The sequence below is a fragment of the Enterobacter sp. C3_dUdeg genome (assembly GCF_057536195.1).
On record NZ_BAAKFX010000012.1, the window covers coordinates 1 to 16,485 of the forward strand.

The 16,485-nt window shown below is 43.6% G+C and carries 15 protein-coding genes and 4 pseudogenes; 7 read left to right on the forward strand and 12 right to left on the reverse strand.

Features of this window, described 5'->3' with window-relative positions; genetic code table 11:
• Positions 1-151 precede the first annotated feature (151 nt).
• On the reverse strand, positions 152-448 hold the full coding sequence (locus tag AC27FC_RS19500) for a hypothetical protein (RefSeq protein WP_487160263.1): 297 nt from the start codon (positions 446-448) through the stop codon (positions 152-154).
• Between the two features lie 366 nt (positions 449-814).
• Between AC27FC_RS19500 and AC27FC_RS19505 the strand changes: the two are divergent.
• A pseudogene (locus AC27FC_RS19505) lies at positions 815-1,793 on the forward strand (IS3 family transposase); the annotation flags it as partial.
• Between the two features lie 88 nt (positions 1,794-1,881).
• Here the strand turns inward: AC27FC_RS19505 and AC27FC_RS19510 are convergent.
• Positions 1,882-2,055, reverse strand: a complete 174-nt coding sequence (locus tag AC27FC_RS19510) for a hypothetical protein (RefSeq protein WP_487160336.1) — start codon at positions 2,053-2,055, stop codon at positions 1,882-1,884.
• A gap of 624 nt (positions 2,056-2,679) precedes the next feature.
• On the opposite strand from AC27FC_RS19510, the pseudogene AC27FC_RS19515 reads away from it, so the two are divergent.
• A pseudogene (locus AC27FC_RS19515) lies at positions 2,680-2,951 on the forward strand (DNA polymerase V).
• Positions 2,952-2,979: 28 nt separating this feature from the next.
• Here the strand turns inward: AC27FC_RS19515 and AC27FC_RS19520 are convergent.
• Positions 2,980-3,861, reverse strand: coding sequence for a LysR family transcriptional regulator (locus AC27FC_RS19520; protein ID WP_487160264.1), 882 nt, complete (start codon positions 3,859-3,861; stop codon positions 2,980-2,982).
• A 98-nt stretch (positions 3,862-3,959) separates the two neighbouring features.
• On the opposite strand from AC27FC_RS19520, the gene AC27FC_RS19525 reads away from it, so the two are divergent.
• Positions 3,960-4,367, forward strand: a complete 408-nt coding sequence (locus AC27FC_RS19525; RefSeq protein WP_487160265.1) for a DoxX family protein — start codon at positions 3,960-3,962, stop codon at positions 4,365-4,367.
• Between the two features lie 39 nt (positions 4,368-4,406).
• Here the strand turns inward: AC27FC_RS19525 and AC27FC_RS19530 are convergent.
• From AC27FC_RS19530 to nrdB, 3 genes and pseudogenes are all read right to left on the reverse strand, one after another.
• A pseudogene (locus AC27FC_RS19530) lies at positions 4,407-4,505 on the reverse strand (hypothetical protein); the annotation flags it as partial.
• Between the two features lie 97 nt (positions 4,506-4,602).
• Positions 4,603-4,881 carry a class I ribonucleotide reductase maintenance protein YfaE gene (gene yfaE / locus AC27FC_RS19535; protein ID WP_487160266.1) on the reverse strand — a complete coding sequence of 93 codons (279 nt, stop codon included), beginning with the start codon at positions 4,879-4,881 and terminating at the stop codon, positions 4,603-4,605.
• Positions 4,865-5,995 (reverse strand): class Ia ribonucleoside-diphosphate reductase subunit beta, encoded by a 1,131-nt coding sequence (gene nrdB / locus AC27FC_RS19540; protein ID WP_487160267.1) that lies wholly within the window; start codon positions 5,993-5,995, stop codon positions 4,865-4,867. The genes yfaE and nrdB overlap by 17 nt, the downstream gene beginning before the upstream one ends.
• A gap of 452 nt (positions 5,996-6,447) precedes the next feature.
• Between nrdB and AC27FC_RS19545 the strand changes: the two genes are divergently transcribed.
• Together AC27FC_RS19545 and AC27FC_RS19550 are read left to right on the forward strand one after the other, a co-directional pair.
• Complete coding sequence (locus AC27FC_RS19545; protein ID WP_487160268.1) at positions 6,448-6,597, forward strand: hypothetical protein; 150 nt, start codon at positions 6,448-6,450, stop codon at positions 6,595-6,597.
• A gap of 38 nt (positions 6,598-6,635) precedes the next feature.
• Positions 6,636-6,908 carry a LysR substrate-binding domain-containing protein gene (locus tag AC27FC_RS19550; RefSeq protein WP_487160332.1) on the forward strand — a complete coding sequence of 91 codons (273 nt, stop codon included), beginning with the start codon at positions 6,636-6,638 and terminating at the stop codon, positions 6,906-6,908.
• 480 nt (positions 6,909-7,388) lie between these two features.
• Here AC27FC_RS19550 and AC27FC_RS19555 read toward each other — a convergent pair whose 3' ends face one another.
• Positions 7,389-8,291, reverse strand: coding sequence for a cupin domain-containing protein (locus AC27FC_RS19555; RefSeq protein ID WP_487160269.1), 903 nt, complete (start codon positions 8,289-8,291; stop codon positions 7,389-7,391).
• A gap of 214 nt (positions 8,292-8,505) precedes the next feature.
• Between AC27FC_RS19555 and AC27FC_RS19560 the strand changes: the two genes are divergently transcribed.
• A complete protein-coding gene (locus AC27FC_RS19560) occupies positions 8,506-9,039 on the forward strand; it encodes a response regulator transcription factor (RefSeq protein ID WP_487160270.1) in 534 nt (177 codons plus the stop codon).
• Between the two features lie 8 nt (positions 9,040-9,047).
• Positions 9,048-9,737 (forward strand): EAL domain-containing protein, encoded by a 690-nt coding sequence (locus tag AC27FC_RS19565; RefSeq protein ID WP_487160271.1) that lies wholly within the window; start codon positions 9,048-9,050, stop codon positions 9,735-9,737.
• Positions 9,738-10,029: 292 nt separating this feature from the next.
• On the opposite strand, the gene AC27FC_RS19570 is transcribed toward AC27FC_RS19565, so the two are convergent.
• The 5 genes and pseudogenes from AC27FC_RS19570 to AC27FC_RS19590 form a co-directional block, all read right to left on the reverse strand.
• Positions 10,030-11,178, reverse strand: coding sequence for a fimbrial protein (locus tag AC27FC_RS19570; protein ID WP_487160272.1), 1,149 nt, complete (start codon positions 11,176-11,178; stop codon positions 10,030-10,032).
• 74 nt (positions 11,179-11,252) lie between these two features.
• The gene (locus AC27FC_RS19575; protein WP_487160273.1) at positions 11,253-13,772 is read right to left on the reverse strand and encodes a fimbria/pilus outer membrane usher protein; all 2,520 of its coding nucleotides are present in this window, start codon (positions 13,770-13,772) and stop codon (positions 11,253-11,255) included.
• Positions 13,773-13,790: 18 nt separating this feature from the next.
• A complete protein-coding gene (locus AC27FC_RS19580; RefSeq protein WP_487160274.1) occupies positions 13,791-14,501 on the reverse strand; it encodes a fimbrial biogenesis chaperone in 711 nt (236 codons plus the stop codon).
• 143 nt (positions 14,502-14,644) lie between these two features.
• Positions 14,645-15,190, reverse strand: coding sequence for a fimbrial protein (locus AC27FC_RS19585; protein ID WP_487160275.1), 546 nt, complete (start codon positions 15,188-15,190; stop codon positions 14,645-14,647).
• Between the two features lie 577 nt (positions 15,191-15,767).
• Positions 15,768-16,462 (reverse strand): annotated as a pseudogene (locus AC27FC_RS19590) (transposase family protein); the annotation flags it as partial.
• Between the last annotated feature and the right edge of the window lie 23 nt (positions 16,463-16,485).

Sequence of the window (16,485 nt, forward strand, 5' to 3'; positions counted from 1 at the left end):
CTTCCTTAAATTCAGGTGTAAATCGTGGTGTGCCCATACGCTCCTCCTATGCTCAAACTATAGGGCAGGATCGTCTAGCGGGGTCGGGTCAGACCACACAACAACTCAGAAGCGTCTAGATTATACGTGGCGATTCACTCACCTTTATTTTTCAATAGTAATCCAGTAATACTATTTTTTTAAAATTATCATTTCTCAGGTTGTGGATTTTTACTTTAATACCTCTGAAATGGAAATGCCCTTCATCAATATTACCCAAAAAAATCTCGTCCGAAATAGCAGGGTTATCTCTACATGCTAGCTTTATGTGTCCTGAAATGAAATGCCCCTTACACCCCGTGCTGGAAATGGAACCCGAGAAGAAGAGTAAATTAGCATGACCTACTGATATTGATGATGAAGCAATGAAAAACCAAAATGAAAGGACAATTAATTTCTGAACAAACATGAATACCAATCCATTAGAAAGTGAATAAACATTCTATAGCGGGGATTGAGCACCATCAAGGTCAAGAAAAGCGTTGTGTTATAATACAAACATTGTAGAAGTCAATAATAGATTGATTATAAAAGAAATTAAATTTTTCTTATTTAATTTTATTACTTTTTGTTATTAAAATAACGTGACAGACATCACATTTACTCAGCTAAAAAACCGATAGAAATTAAAAAAAACGCACAAAAAATGAATAAGAATTCACAATTGGCGTTAAGACGCTTCACCCTGGTAGTCAGTGTAAGTATTCCTGCAAAACGAACCATTCACTTCTAGAGATCTTCCGACATACTGATTATGTCCCCTGAAGAGATTGCTATGCGTAAGATCCGATTCACTGAACACCAGATCATCGCCGTATTGAAGTCCGTCGAAGCCGGACGTACCGTCAAGAATGTGTGCCGTGAAGCTGCTATTTCGGAAGCCAGCTATTACAACAGGAAGGCAAAGTATGGCGGGATGGAAGCGGCCGATATTAAAAGAATCAAAGATCTGGAAGATGAGAACCGGAGGCTTAAGCAGATATTTGCTGATCTCAGCCTTGAGTGCCGGGCACTGAAATATGTCTTCGAAAAAAGCTTTAAAACCAGCGATAAAGCGTGAACTCGTCAGCTATCTGACGACGCAATTTGCCATGAGTTTACGTCAGGCCTGCAGGACGTTATCGCTGAGCAGGACAGTCTATTTTTATCAGCCCGATACCCGACGTGATGAACCGGTGATCTGTGCGCTGACTGAACTGGCAGAACGCTATCCGCGCTACGGTTTTAAGAAGCTGTTCCAGCTGCTGCGCAGGCAGGGCCATACCTGGAACCACAAACGCGTTCACCGGATTTACTGCCCGCTGAAACTGAATTTTCGTCGTAAGGGAAAACAGCGGCTGCCGGTACGCAACCCGGTGCCACTGGTGACGTCTGAGGCACTTAACCAGAGCTGGTCGATAGACTTTATGCATGATGCGCTGGTCTGTGGCAGACGCTTTCGAACCTTTAAGGTGGTGGATGATTTTAACCGTGAAGCGCTGGCGATAGAAATCGACCTGAATATCCCGGCTCAGAGAGTTGTCTGGGTACTGGACAGGATAGTGAGAAACCGCGGTGATCCGCTAAAAATGAGGATGGACAACGGGCTAGAACTGGTCTCACTGGCGTTGGCACAATGGGCCGAAGAACATGGCGTGCAGCTCGAATTTATCAAGCCGGGTAAGCCAACACAGAATGCGTTTATCGAACGGTTCAACCGGACATACCGGACAGAGAACCTGTTCAGAACACTGAACGAAGCACGGAAAAATACATGATGTGGCCCCCTTAAAAGGCCCTCTGGTTTATGCCCTAACTGATACTCTTCGAAGGATAAGCCCAGTCTTTCGACGGGGCTTTTTTTTATTCAATTTCCAGCCATGCCCTGCGCCCTTCGAGGTGCAGCGCCTTGAGCATGTCGATCACCTCCTCAGAAGAGCGCCCGCCGTAGTTCAGTCGAGTCTGCCCGCCCTCAAACTCCACCACGATAATGGTGTCCAGCGTGACTGAAAGCAGCTCGCGCAGGTCGCGCAACATCTGCCCCGTGCTGCGCAGATGCATACAGCGGGTGATGGCCTCCTGACACAGCCCCTCAACGGCGTCGCGGTAAGCAAGACGCTGGCAGCGGTTGTTTTCTGTGTCACGGCCTGCTTCAGGGTTTTGATTTCAGACAATTTCGTTTTTGAGGAGCCTGACTGCTCCAGCAGGGATACGCTAGTCGCCGCTGCGGCATTAGGGGGGCTTGTCTATGTGTGCAGGTTCATCGTCATGGCTTGTTTCTCCGTCAGTGTGAATTTCGTCTTCGTATCGCCTGACGGTTCGGCCTCCCCGCCGTCGTTCCGGCCAGCAGGGGCGAGAAGCGTTCATATACCCTTGCGGGGCGGGTTGCGGTGGGGAACGATTACCGGAAGCCTGATACGCAGCCGAAAGGCAGCACAGGCGAAAATGACGATGCGCATGCGCGGGCTTAGCGCCCCTTATGCTGCGGTGCTGAAAAGGGTTGTAAGGTTAATGCCAGATAAACCTGAAAGTTGCCTTTCAGGTTTGCATATGATGTTAAGGAATAAATGATACGTTTTGCCTCGGCAGCGCGTTCCCTCATTGCATAAATCCCCTCATCATTCACACTGATTTTATATACAGTGTTTTGAGCGAATTTTTATGCCTCGACATTACGAAATCGATGCGGCCTGGCGCGCGGCAATCAGACGCGAAGCGAACGGGCACCAGACGGTCACAACCGGTGACTTTGTCCTTGAGCTGGAAAAGATCACGGGCACTGGTCGCCGCGACAGGCAAATCAGTGGATAGAAACATATGTGACGGTATTCCGGGATATCTCCACAGCGGAAGGGGAAAACCGCGCGTTTCAGCTCTTTAACCCCAACGGAGGGCGCTTACATATGACTCGAACGCATAATGCAGAGGGATGATTAAAGACTAAGCAGCCTCAGAAAAAATTTACTGTTCAATGCAATCTCTCAGTGTTTCATTTGCAAAAGTCATGAAAGTGCGGATTCTTGCCGAGTGATGTAAATCCTGATGTGTCAGAACCCATAAGCCTGTTTTAATCCTGTCAACCTCATGATTAGGTACACGCTGTAACCCAGCAGATGCATCACCAAGATAATGTGGCAGTATAGTAAACCCCATACCTGCTTCTGCAGCTTTTTTCAGACTGATTAACGAATCAGCCCGAACCGAGATCGCAGCGTCAGGAATATTTTTTTTTATCCAGTTAAAAATAGTCATACCACTTAATGTTATGTCAGGTATTACCCAGCGTTTATCTGATAAAATGCTTCCAGGACTATATTGTTGATTTAAAAATGGTGTGGCATAAACAGAAAAACCAGAATCACACGCTTTTCGTCCATAATACATCTCCTGTAGTGTGTCCCCAGTTCTGATAGCGACATCCGCGTCTCGTTGTGCACTGACAGAAACATAATTGCCGGTCGTAATGTCAAAAGTGATTTCCGGATTTGCAGCAGTAAACCTTTCCAGTAGAGTTGGAATCACTGAATCCATCAGCGTGTCACAGGTTGTCAGACGAATGCGGCCTTCAAGCCGGTGTTCTTTACCGGACAGACGGCGCTCCAAAGCTGAAACTGTCGCTTTGAGCTCCTGAGCGACCTGAAGTACTTCTTCCCCCGTCTCTGTCAGCGAACTTCCTGTTGCATTCCGTTCAAATAAACGGAGTCCGTTTTTTAGTTCAAAAGCGTTAATTCGCCTGAGCACCGTTGTATGGCTGACATGTAAAAATCTTGCTGCCCCAGACACGGATTTTTGCTCGACGACAGCCAGAAGGTATTTAAGGTCATCCCAGTTCCAGTTGTGCATTTTTGCACTCCAGATTCATTAAAGTTGCACATTGTCTGAAAGAAGTGACGAGTATAGCCTATGTTTCTGAATTTCCTGTAATGAGCACGGAGCTGTTTATGACTGATAAAAAATTAGCACCCTATGGAATATTTTTGCTGCGTATAGCCACGGGTATTGCCCTGCTGGCGCATTCTGCCTATTTAAAGATATTTATCTTTACCATGCCTGGAACCAGCAGTTTTTTCGAATCCCTGGGTTTGCCAGGCTGGATGGCATGGGCCACGCTTATAGTCGAAATTGTCAGTGGAACAATGCTCATTTTCGGTATGAAGCCAAGACTGGGCGCACTCATTGCTGTTCCGGGTATGTCAGGGGCCGTATGGGCACACGCCGGTAATGGATGGTTATTCAGCAATGTAAACGGTGGCTGGGAGTACCCATTATTCTGGACTTGCACCCTGATAGCTTTGGCGTTGCTGGGTGATGGGAAGTTTACCTTAATCCCGACTTTTACCAGACGTTGACATCCTCCCCGCCCGAAAGGGCGGGGATTCCTGCAACGTTCAGGCCGCGGCCAGAATCACCTCTGTGGGTTCCTGGTTCAACGGGCGGCCTGAGTGCGCCATCCCTCCACAGGCAAGCACGGCATGTCCTGCCACCATCGCTTTCACCACGTCAATTAAAGGGAACATAAATATTATGTTCTGATAATAATTAAAAAAATATGAGTTCACTTAATACTGAAAAATGAACATTCATTCAGAGTTCTATTTCTATATCACCTACTGGTAAACAACAACAGGGCAATATTTCATTTTCCTGAATAAATGCTAGCGGTTCTTGTACATAAATGATATCTCCTTTAAGAAGCTTCAAGCGGCATGCGCCACAAAACCCTTCCCTGCACTGAAACTCAACAGGTATTTTGTAAGATTCCAAGAGTGTAAGTAAATTAGAGTAAACTCCCGAGCAGTGCAGATTAGATCCGATATTACTCAGAGTTATAACAGATTTTTTTGTTCTAGAGTTTGAAATCATTAAATAAACTCTCATTTACTTCTGGATCTATTTGCCCAACCAGATATGAACTAACCTCAACCTCTTGTGGTGCCACTTGCACATTGTCAGAACTAAGCCATGAATTGATCCATGGGATAGGGTTAGAGCGAGCAGGAAAAGGACGTTCAAGTCCGACAGCCATCATTCTTTTATTGGTCAGGTATTCAATATATTGATATAGAATCTCTTTATTCAAACCAATCATTGATCCCCCACTAAAGAGATATTCAGCCCATTCTTTCTCCTGATTAGCAGCTTCCAAGAACAGGTTATAACAATCCTCCTCGCACTCCTGCGCGATAGTCAACATTTCGGGATCATCCTCTCCGGACCGCATAAGATTAAGCATATGCTGCGTACCTGTAAGATGAAGTGCTTCATCGCGTGCTATAAGCCGAATAATTTTTGCATTACCTTCCATGAGTTCCCGTTCTGCAAAAGCAAAGGAGCAGGCAAAGCTTACGTAAAATCGTATAGCCTCAAGGGCATTAACACTCATCAGACACATGTACAGCTTCTTTTTTATATCTCTCAAACTGACAACTATCTTTTTCCCTGAAATTTCGTGTACTCCTTCACCAAACTGGTGCCAGAGATTACTTGATACGATCAATTCATCATAATATTTAGATATATCTTTTGCGCGTGAAAGAATACGTTCGTTAGTTATTATCTCATCAAAAACAATAGAAGGTTCATTTACAATGTTTCGGATAATGTGAGTGTACGATCGTGCGTGTATTGTCTCAGAAAAAGCCCAGGTTTCGATCCATGTTTCCAGTTCAGGAATTGACACTAGTGGCAGAAGGGCAACGTTCGGACTGCGGCCCTGAATAGAATCCAGTAACGTTTGATATTTGAGATTACTGATAAAAATGTGCTTTTCATGCTCCGGCATTCCCTGAAAATCAATGCGATCACGTGAAACATCAACTTCTTCTGGGCGCCAGAAGAATGAGAGTTGTTTTTCAATCAATTTTTCAAAGATCTCATGTTTTTGCTGATCGAACCGGGCAACATTGACTGGTTGCCCAAAAAACATAGGCTCTTTCAGTTGATCATTCTGTATTTTTGAAAACGTGGTGTATGTCATCCCGAACTCCATCTACGTTAAATTGAAAGAAATCGCATATAGGTCACAACTTGCTTTGTAGTGAAACAAAAAACCACATAATGTGTGGATTCAACATCAATGGCACTATATGTTGCAATTCTTAACTATAAAGTGGATTGCGGCAAGTCATTTTAGTGCCCCTTATGACGGGGTGGTGAAAAGGTTTTTAAGACGCCGCGGCAGGGGCAGTAGAATGCGCGCTGGCTAGCCGGGGCGGCATCACCGGCGCTGACGCCAGGAATAATGCGCAAAAGGTTTATGCCGTGCAGAACGGGGGAAATGGTACGCTGTACATCCGGTCAGAGCGCCTTTCCCATAAACCGGGGGCGGTTTGTTTCCAGGGCGTTCTGGCCGGGTCCCCTTCCTCGCTTGCACAAAATCCCGCTTCAATTATACTGTGTTTATATACAGATCTCTTAGGTAATAATCCTATGCCCCGACGCTATGAAATCGACGCCGCCTGGCGTGCAGCCGTCACGCGCGAGCCGGACGGTCGCCAGACCGTGACGACCGGTGCCTTTGTGCGGGAGCTGCACAAATTCAACTGGCACTGGACACCACGGCAGAAACAGATGGATTGAAACTTACGTGACCGTGTTTACGCACTCACTGGAGTTTTATAGGGTGTGATGGGCTGATAGAGGTTCCGGTATCCAGCCGACTTATCGTCGATCATGGTGAGCCTCTTTTGCGTGCGGCGGTGGCTGGAATGGGGATACTGCTTCAACCCCAGGAACTTGTTGGACCGGCCCTAGCAAACGGACAACTTGTACAGTTGCTCCCTGACTTTAGTGTTCCAGCGCGACCGACTCACATTCTTTATGCTGCAGACAGGCAAATAACACCAAAACTTAGGAGCTTCATAGATTTTTCAGTTAATAGATTTGCCTGAGCATTTTGTCGCAGCTTAATAACAACTACCTTTCCAGTCGTCTTATCATTTGGTTAAGTAGCTGGATGATCATAAAGACCAGCTGGTAATTTCCACTCTTCGCTCAAAGCTTCCAGTCATCGTGGTTTATCTCTATTACCGCAGCCCAAAAGTACAAAAAACAACCTTAACGTACAATAATTTTCGATATCCAAACTGACCCCTTACTCTAAGCATCAGGTAGAACCGGCAGGCCATCAGTGGGTAATGCATTGCAGCAAACACCTTTTGACAGTTGGATAAGATGCACGAAATGGAAACTGGTAGCGCAGCGAAGCAAAAATATCGCCGGGGACGAAGGTGATTCCATTCTGGACACAAAAGTTTAACTTCACGTCGAGACTTGGTATTTCAGTTTATTGAAGACTACCCTGTTTTTTTGCAATATATGCAGGTATTAGTTGCTCTTTGCAAAACCGACAGGGAAGTTTTTTTACTGATTCAGTAAATGGTCCTCTGGAGTTGTGAGGACCATTGACCGGGAGGGAGACCGGTTGTTCGTCGAAATGCTTTATAAAAGCCTACCGATGAATGATATCCGACGTCAGCAGCAATTCGTTCTATTGGGCAGCCCCTTTGGATGAGTTTTTGAGCAACATTGATCCGTATGCGAGTCAGCATTTCATTTGGTGTGTACCCACTCAGCTCTTCGGTTTTGCGGATGAAGGTTGAGCGACTCATATGGACGTGCTCTGCCATAGATTCCACTGACCATGAGTTTTGTGGAGAGGCATGAATCGTCAGAATAAGGTCGAGAAAGTGCGCATTGTCAGATAGTTTTATGAGGTTGATATCCAGCGACTGTTTTTTGGTTGCCTCTTCAAGAAGATAAACCAACAGAAGATCTGTCAGGCGAGTGATTTTTATTTCGCAAGTATCATCTACCTCTATACATTCCATGCGAAGAAGTTGTAACAATGAGCTAAGACGATTATAGGCTGGGCAATGTGTGTTTATGATAATAAACTCAGGCATCAATGCGAAGAGAAGCTCAAGAGAACGTAGCTTGGCATTAAGAAAACCACAGATAAGTGATGTACTTTCTTCTTTCTTTTCTGCGAATGAGAGCATCTCACGAGCAGGTAACTCAGTAACGGGAGTTTTTTCAGAGGACATTATATAAAATGGAATATTGGTGAAGAAAAAGACCATATCACCGGCGTTTAGCTTCCTCCTTTTCTTATCATTATTAATCTGCAACCAGCAATGTCCATTCATTACGATATGGAAGCTGGGTTTTCCTGTATGGAAAGTAGATGCTTTCCATTGATGACAATAATTGCCCATGTGAAAAACAGAAGTAGCAGAATCGCTCTGCATGGCAAGCCATTTCTTTACATCCATCAATTAACCTTTTTTTGTGTTGTCGATAAAGTGTTTTGCACCGACAAAAGAATAATACCCACCATGTCATCGTTGATTTAACATTCTAATAGTTGACAATCGTTATTAACCATGACCTATCATTCCACATGGAGTCTAAATAATGGTATTTTTGTTAGTTGCCATGATGCGCCATGGCCCGTAAAGTAATCATTATTATCAATTGGTGCTTTTTATGGTTTTAGTCATCACCAGGGATTATTTCCTATTTACCGCAATTCAACATCTTTTACCAGACGAAAATGTTATTCAACTGAATGATACAAAAAAAATAAAAATCGCGCGCAATCAGAAAATAAAAATCATTATTGATAACTTCTATAATAACGTCATACATACATCACTAGTCAGGCAACTTGTATTTCTTTTTCCTGAAAAAGTAATTATTTTTTCAGGTTTCAAGATTAAGTTGTTATTTATGGGTGTAAATGTTACATGCCTTAACAGAAAAATAGCCCCGACTTTAATTGTCAATGCTATAAACGGTATTGACGTGTGGGAACAAAATCTAATTACACTGACTCGTAAACAGCATTATATTCTGACGGAAATTGTATCTGGAAAGCGGAATGATGAAATAGCAGATAAAATGAATGTTTCAGTTAAAACTATCGGAAGCCACGTCAGTCATATAAAGAAGATTATACAAGTTAGTCGTATGCACCTTATTACCAAAGTTCACGAGTATAAATACCTTATAACCAAATGAGTTAAAAATTGTATTACTTTATAGCTGAACCAATTTATAGCAATAATGGCCAGCTTTTTGCTGTGGAAATACTGACTCGCTTTACAAACCTTCTTTCTTCAAAGGATAGAGAGTCATTTTTTGCTAATATGTCAGCCACAGATAAACTATCCATTTTTATTGAACAGATTGATGCAATTAATAAAAAAGAAAATTTTTTCTCAGCTAACAATGTGTTATGCACCCTGAATATCGACTACGAATCACTGAAAAAACTTTGTAGATATCAGGATCTAGCTAAGACTATATTTTCCATTCCTCATTTGAGGATAGAGCTTAACGAAACCACAAATCCTTTTCAAATTAATTATCTCAACAACATATTAAGACCTCTAAGAATTAATCACTTAAGAGAATTTGTTTGGCTTGATGATTTTTGCAGGGAAAGATTCAGCCCTGAAATGTATTTGATATGGGGAAATGCCATCAGTTTTATTAAAATCGATAGATCTTTATTGCTGAATAAAAACTATAAAGAACTGGAGAAACAAATTGAACTGGTAAAGTCAAGGAATTGCAAGGTCGTAGTTGAAGGTGTTGAAACAAAAGAATGTGCCAATATTGCTTTTTCCTCCGGGGCTGATTATATCCAAGGATATTTATTCCCAAAGCATGAATTACAATACATTAATGGCATAATTCCAAAATATATATTTTAACCAACCTGTTTTCTTGATTAATAGAATATCAAGCTTGCATGTATAATACCTTGAGGTTTGCAATACACTGTCCTACATTAATTTGCAATGAATGTAGGACAGTGTATTTTAGAAGACTATATCACTGAGAGATGAAATATGTTTGTTTGATGAATCCTTAACTATATCCTCTGTATCCATTTTGGGTGATTGAAGGATAAGAGTGTATTAATGGAATTGAGAAGATATTAATTACCCCCCCACCCTAATTATAGGGCGAGGGAGCAATCACAGAATATTTAACAGATAATCATTATTTGTAGGTAACGGTATAAGTCATGCTGGAGCTTACACGCCCCGGAGCTAGATCACCCGACGTTCTGACCATTCTTGCACCAAAAGGAAATGTGTAAACCGGAGTATTAACTCCCGTGGTTGTATTCATCGATACTGTTGAAGCTAAATTTTGAGGCGTATACACATTACCTGATAATAAATAGCCAATTTGGATTCCCACTCCTGTTGCCGTGGAGCTTGAGTCGAGTCCAATTATGCCATTTTTTGAATCTATAATGCCGGCATTTGGGCTTAATGATACGTTCAGTACGACAGGTTGTTTCGCCCCTAATTCCTGCGGGTTTTGCCCATAGATATTAGTATATGTCCTACTGCCATTTGAGTTATTACCATAAAAGGTAGGGCAGTTAGTTAATTTAATTGGCGTATCTATCCACGGTGAGTTTTGTCTGTCTCCTGTAAAGCTCGTCAGACCCACAGTGAGCAAATCATAGGTGTAGTCAGGTGTCGTGCAGGTTGGTTGTTGAACACTAAATGAACCACCAGTAAAGTTAAATTGTCCAACTTTATAATTCACCCCATACTCAACAGCTTGAATGGTTAATACAGGGAATGCGCTGGTATTTACTACTCCAGGGCTGAGCGGCCCCATTATTATGAATTCAACATCCACTGATACTATATTATTTGGGATGAAACTATCAGCTAGTGCATATCTGGAACCAGAACCGTAGATAATATTAGGTGCACCCGTGACCTTGAAGCGAACACCTAATCCCTGAACGCCTGTCTGATATATATTTTCTGTCCCACTGCCATATAACACTCCTCCGATTGTATTAAATGTTAAATATGTCCCAGTATAACAATATACTGGTTGTGGTACACCAAAAAATCTCTGGAGCCTTATTACTGTTCCCGGTGACATATCCTGCCCTGCACTATATATACCATATTGCCCAGGCTGAAGTGTTGAGTTTGCATTAAATGCATTGTCTGTTGTGCAGGCGTAACTATTAAATGAAATAGTTGAAAGGACAACGCCCAGCAAAACTAAAGTTTTGATATTAAAAAAACCTCTGTATTTCTTTAAAGAAAAATGAGATCTATTTTTATTTTTGGTATTGCGAAATATATATTTTGTATATGACATTATATTCATCATGTTATATCTCAATAAAGCAGATTAAAAAAATAAATCTGCTTGATTTTTAAAGTGGTATGATTGGTAATCATGTGCTAATTACATGTGTATGTCGCCTTGTTAAGCTTATTGCCATCCAGGTTGATATGATATGGAATAATACATGTTTCTGGTTTACCATTATTTTGTACGACGGCAAAAAGTTTCCCTGAATACTCTTCCACTCTAGCATACAGCATTCCTCCCTGGCCGCTTAAACCGAGACTGTTACCCTGAGAGTCTGTAACATTTGTACCAAACGGTAATCCCGTTGTGCCCGGAGCAGGCTGCATCAATACTGCTTTACCTTTTTTCGACTTAAACTCAGCGATAACAACAGAGCCGGCACGGGGAATCACACTTTTTGTCGTTCCTTCGAGCTCTACATCATCAGAAAGACCGTTAGGATCGATATCTACACTGTTTCTCTGGTAGGCTTGTGGAGAAGGAGTGGCGGCATTACCCCAGCGATCAATTTTTAGCCCCGGATAGTTAGTGACATCGGCTCCTGATGCCCCCGGAGCATGAACTACAACCCACGTATCTCCCGTATAAGGTGTTAGTGTCACACCGTGCGGGTGCGCCACAACTGCTCCCATAACACCGGCAGAGTAAGTTTGATAATTCTGGCCAAATGAAGCTGCAGCGCTCGCGGTCGTCCACGGTGATATATACTGGCCACCCGCCCCCCCGGTATCACCGTTGATGCGATCGTGAGAACCTGAAACATTCCAGCTAAGTTGCTGTCGATCTCCTGCTGTTCCAGAGAGTGATGCCTGTTCGCCTAAATTGCCTGCATAATCTCTTTTTACACTGGTACTGAAGGTCACCGGATGCTCCTGTCCCAGAGGAATGCTTAGCGACAGCAGCCAGCTGGTATCCATAGAGCCTTCTACTGTCCTGCTCCTGTTTGCAGTAATTGAGTAGGTTACGGAATTCCATCGATTGGAATACCCCAGTTGGTATTGCACATCACTTTCCTGGCGATTCCAGTAGTTCTGAGCGATCCCGCTGGCATAAATGGTTCCCCAGCCCTCGAACAGACCCTGACTGAGGGTAACACTGTATCGATTTTTTGCTCGGTACAGCAGCCCTGAATAAACCGGTTTATTACTCTGGTAATTTTGATATTGTACGGCCTGACTAAAATCGAGATAATCTCTCGTTGAGAAACGGTAGGCAGCCAGCGCGATATTACTGTTTGTGTCAGAAATAAGTTTGTTATAAGACACCTTATAGCTTTGTCCTGTCAGACTGTCATTGACAGTCCTGGTCGTTGCCTGAGTGACATCGACACCCAGTGCGCCCAGAGGGGTGGATACCGCACTTCCAAGTTGGTAACTTTGATATCCGTCACTGAACTGAAAACCACCATAAAGCGACAGGAGGTTAGTAATCCCCTGCTGCCACGTTCCTTGATAGAAGGACTGGTCTTTTTGTCCCTCTGGAGCCCGGTATTTGCCAGCAACCGCTTCATAGCGATGTGCACCGGGTCGCAGTAAATCAGTCACAGAAGAATAGGGGACAAGGAATGTGCTTTCACTACCGTCCGATTCACGCACCGTAACCTGAAGATCACCACCGTACCCTGTAGGGTAAAGGTCATCTATCACAAAACCGCCCGCCGGGACGCTGGTTTCATAGATAATATTCCCACCCTGACGGACAGTGACACGGGCATTACTTCGTGCAATCCCGCGGACTTCCGGTGCATAGCCTCTCTGGGATTCCGGAAGCATCTGGTCGTCACTAAACACGGAAACCCCGACATAGGGCACGGTATCAAATTGACGTCCGGAAGTATTTGACTGACCCACGACCAGACGTCCCTTCACGGGGGTAATATCGTGTTGCACGTAAGTGTTAAGGCTCTGATAGCGACTTTTTGCATCTGTCTGCTGCGTCAGTGAACCATTATGGCGGAAGAACCATCCGCCAATATTAATTCCCGAATTAACGCTGACGTACTGTGAATCAAATGTGTTATTACCAGTTCTGGCCTGGTAAGCATTCGCATTGTATGACAGAAATGCGGCTGTACTACCATACTGCCATAAAGCGGGTAACACCGCACCACGGGCAGTTTTTTGCATATATTCCTGGGGAATGCTTAGCATGAGAGCCTGGCGTGCCCCATCAAATTTAACCTGCGCAGAAGGGATAACTGTCTGATAGGGGGTACAGGTTTCTGTAGACAACCGTTCTGTATTTCTCAGGGCTGTTGTCATCACATTCAGATGCGCCAGCACGTCAGGCGTTAGACAAGGCTCAACCACACCATCCGCACGTTTACTGAACGTGACTGTATCGGAAGCGATCAGCTCATTATTTTGATAAATATCTACGAGGTATTTGCCTGGTAACAGGCCATCTCCCTGACTGAATTGCTTAAGATCGAGATTTTTCGTATAGCTAGTGTTCAGAAATGAAGTATTGAATTCAACATTTTGTTTGGTGCTATCTTCAGCAGCATATGCATTCAGTGATAACAACGCAGGATAAAGAAAGTAAATAAAAGGCTTGCAGACCAGTGGTCGTTCGGTCGGCGAAAACACAGCAAGAGAAGAAGTGCGCATAACCTTTACCTGTATTTATCACGGTTGAATCGGTTGCGTAACAATCGCGCCGAAATCATTCATCGTTTTTACGCTGACTGTAGTGTTTGGGCCCAGTTTAAGTGTCTGAGGGATTTCAAAAGAAGCGGTGCTTTTCGGCGCGACCATATCCGCAGGAACAGAAACAGGCTTTCCATTCTGCATGGCTGAAATTTCCAGAATGGATACGTAAAACGGGGTTGGGTTATTGATAGTTATGCGGTTATTCTGCTCATTCCAGCGCAATTGAGCAGGCGCTTCCTGCGCACTTTTATCACTGAGGCTGGCTGGGCGATAAAATATTTTTATACGCGAGCGAAAAGCCACCTGGATGTTGTTGGTGTTTTTACCGGCAACCGGAGGAATTTCAAGCACATTCAACCAGTATACACTTTCACGATCTGCAGGGAGGGCGGTGCCGACAAAGGCAAGGCGTAACGTCTGTCCTTCACCTCCATTGACTCGGGTAAGAGGAGGGGTAAGAACAAATGGAACGTTTATTTGCTCAGGGCTTAATTGCGCATTTCCATCATCAATCCAGCTTTGCAGCAACACTGGATCTTTCCCTGGATTATTAACCTGAAGACTTACATTTTTGTCATCTGAATGGTAAATAACACGAGTGGCGCCTAACTGTACGCTGGCAATAGCAGGTATTGTTAACGCAGCTGTTATAACAATAGCAGCAGGGACATGACGGGTCAGAAACATAATATATAACCTTATTCAGGAAATTTTAGTATTATTTTTCCTGTTAATGTGTTGTGTTGAAAGGCAACCAGAAGAATCAATGACTGCCTTAGTAAAAGGCTGAAACTTTATAGCTTGGGAGAGATAAACTCTCCCGGCTATTATTACTGGTAAATTAATGAATAAGTGGCGCTGGAAGTAACCACACCTGCCGTTGCTGTGCCCGTAGCATAGTAACGTACGGAATATGGCAAAGTTGCTTTACCGCTGGCAATAGTCACAAAGTTACCGGTGTTTTGAGCAATGTCACCCGCTTTGATTGCAGAGTTGTCGTTACCATCAACCAGTTCAAGAGCAACATTTTTCGCTCCGTCTGTAGTCTGGTTAGTCAGACGACCGTTAGCATCTACCGTTGCACCCTTTTCAAAATAGGCTTTCACAGTACTGCCACCAGTAGGTGAAGTAGCTGCACAATTCGTGAGTGCAATATTAAAACTCGTCTGTCCAGCTGTACTACCAGCAGTACCAAGTACGTTTGCCTGAACAGTTGGAAGAGTCACTGAGGATGTGTTAGCAGCTCCATTTACTGCGGCATCACATGTCTGAGCAACCACTTTACCGGTGAAATTAATTGTGCCGTTACCTGCAGCCTGAATGCCAGTGGCTGCGAATGCTGTTCCTATTGCAATAACAATAGCGATTTTTTTCATTTTATTTTCCTGATGATAATTGTGTTACGTGTTTTTGATTTCCCATGGCAATTTTGCTGGGATAGGATTATTCTCCTTTTTGTTTCTTAATTATGCAATAGGTAACTGAACCGTTTTAGCAAGCAAGGCGAAAATGAAAGTGAATATCAAATAACCCAAAATGTAACTATAGTTTCACCATTTTCCAATTAATGACGTTTATGATTATTGTTAGGCGGTTGTATTAACGTGCTAATGAATTTTAATTCAGTAAGTATGAAGGTGTATGCGTGAGTTTTTTTTGAATTAATTTTAATAGGCATAGTTTTTATATGGTATTATCCGTGGTGTTATAAAAAACAAATGCGAGAGATTATCATGTAGAGCTTTCGACATTACAAATTTGCGCCGAAATGATGGGTGTGTGATACCTCAACTCCATGATTATAATCAATTACAATATATGTTTTTTCATGTGACACATAATTCAAATGGCGTGTGAAAACGATAATAACGCTTTACACTAAAATAACTGTCTGGGCTGTTTTTAAAGGTCCGCTTTCTGGCTGAATTGAGATGTCCGCGTGTGTGTTAAGGTTCAGCTTTTGCCGAAGATTTCCTGGTTCCGGGTCTGGAGTTGCTGCTGGGCTTCCAGCATGTCGTTCTTGTCCAGGCTTCGTTGTGACTTCTTGCCGGGCTGTTTCTTTCTGCGTGGGGTCTGGCCGTCAAGAGATGGCAGGGCCTATGAGCGGGTGTTATCCCGTTTGTCCTGAACCAGCTTTATCATCTCCAGAGCCCGTCCCAGGCGCTTGTGGTCGACGATGGGCCCTGGTACAGTTCTCCCAGCCGGTCGTACGTGATAAAGGGCAGGGAAGTACCGTTAGCCCGGAGCTCAATAGCGCTGTCCGGATACTGCCAGACATCAATGTATTTCCACTGAAAACGCCGGTTTTCTTCATTATCTTCAAGCAGATATAGCTTCTTATTGTAATGTAATGTCAGGTTTTTTGAGACCTTACGATGTTCACGCCATGTGAATGTTGCTTCCAGATTTTCATTATTCTCAAGCGGAAGGTGAACGTCGAAATCGTGACGAAGTGGCTTTGCAAAACGGCGGTTGTAGTCAGCCATAAACTCTTCGGAAAAGGCGTTTGCGGCCTCAGATGTACTGAAATCACAGAGCCGAAACTCCTTGACCAGGTGGTCCTATAACATGAGGTGAGCCCGTTCAACACGGCCCTCAGCTTAACTGGGGTTGGCACAGATGCCGGTGGCCTGCTTGTTGTTGATCCTAAGTCGGTTCACATCGTTCATTG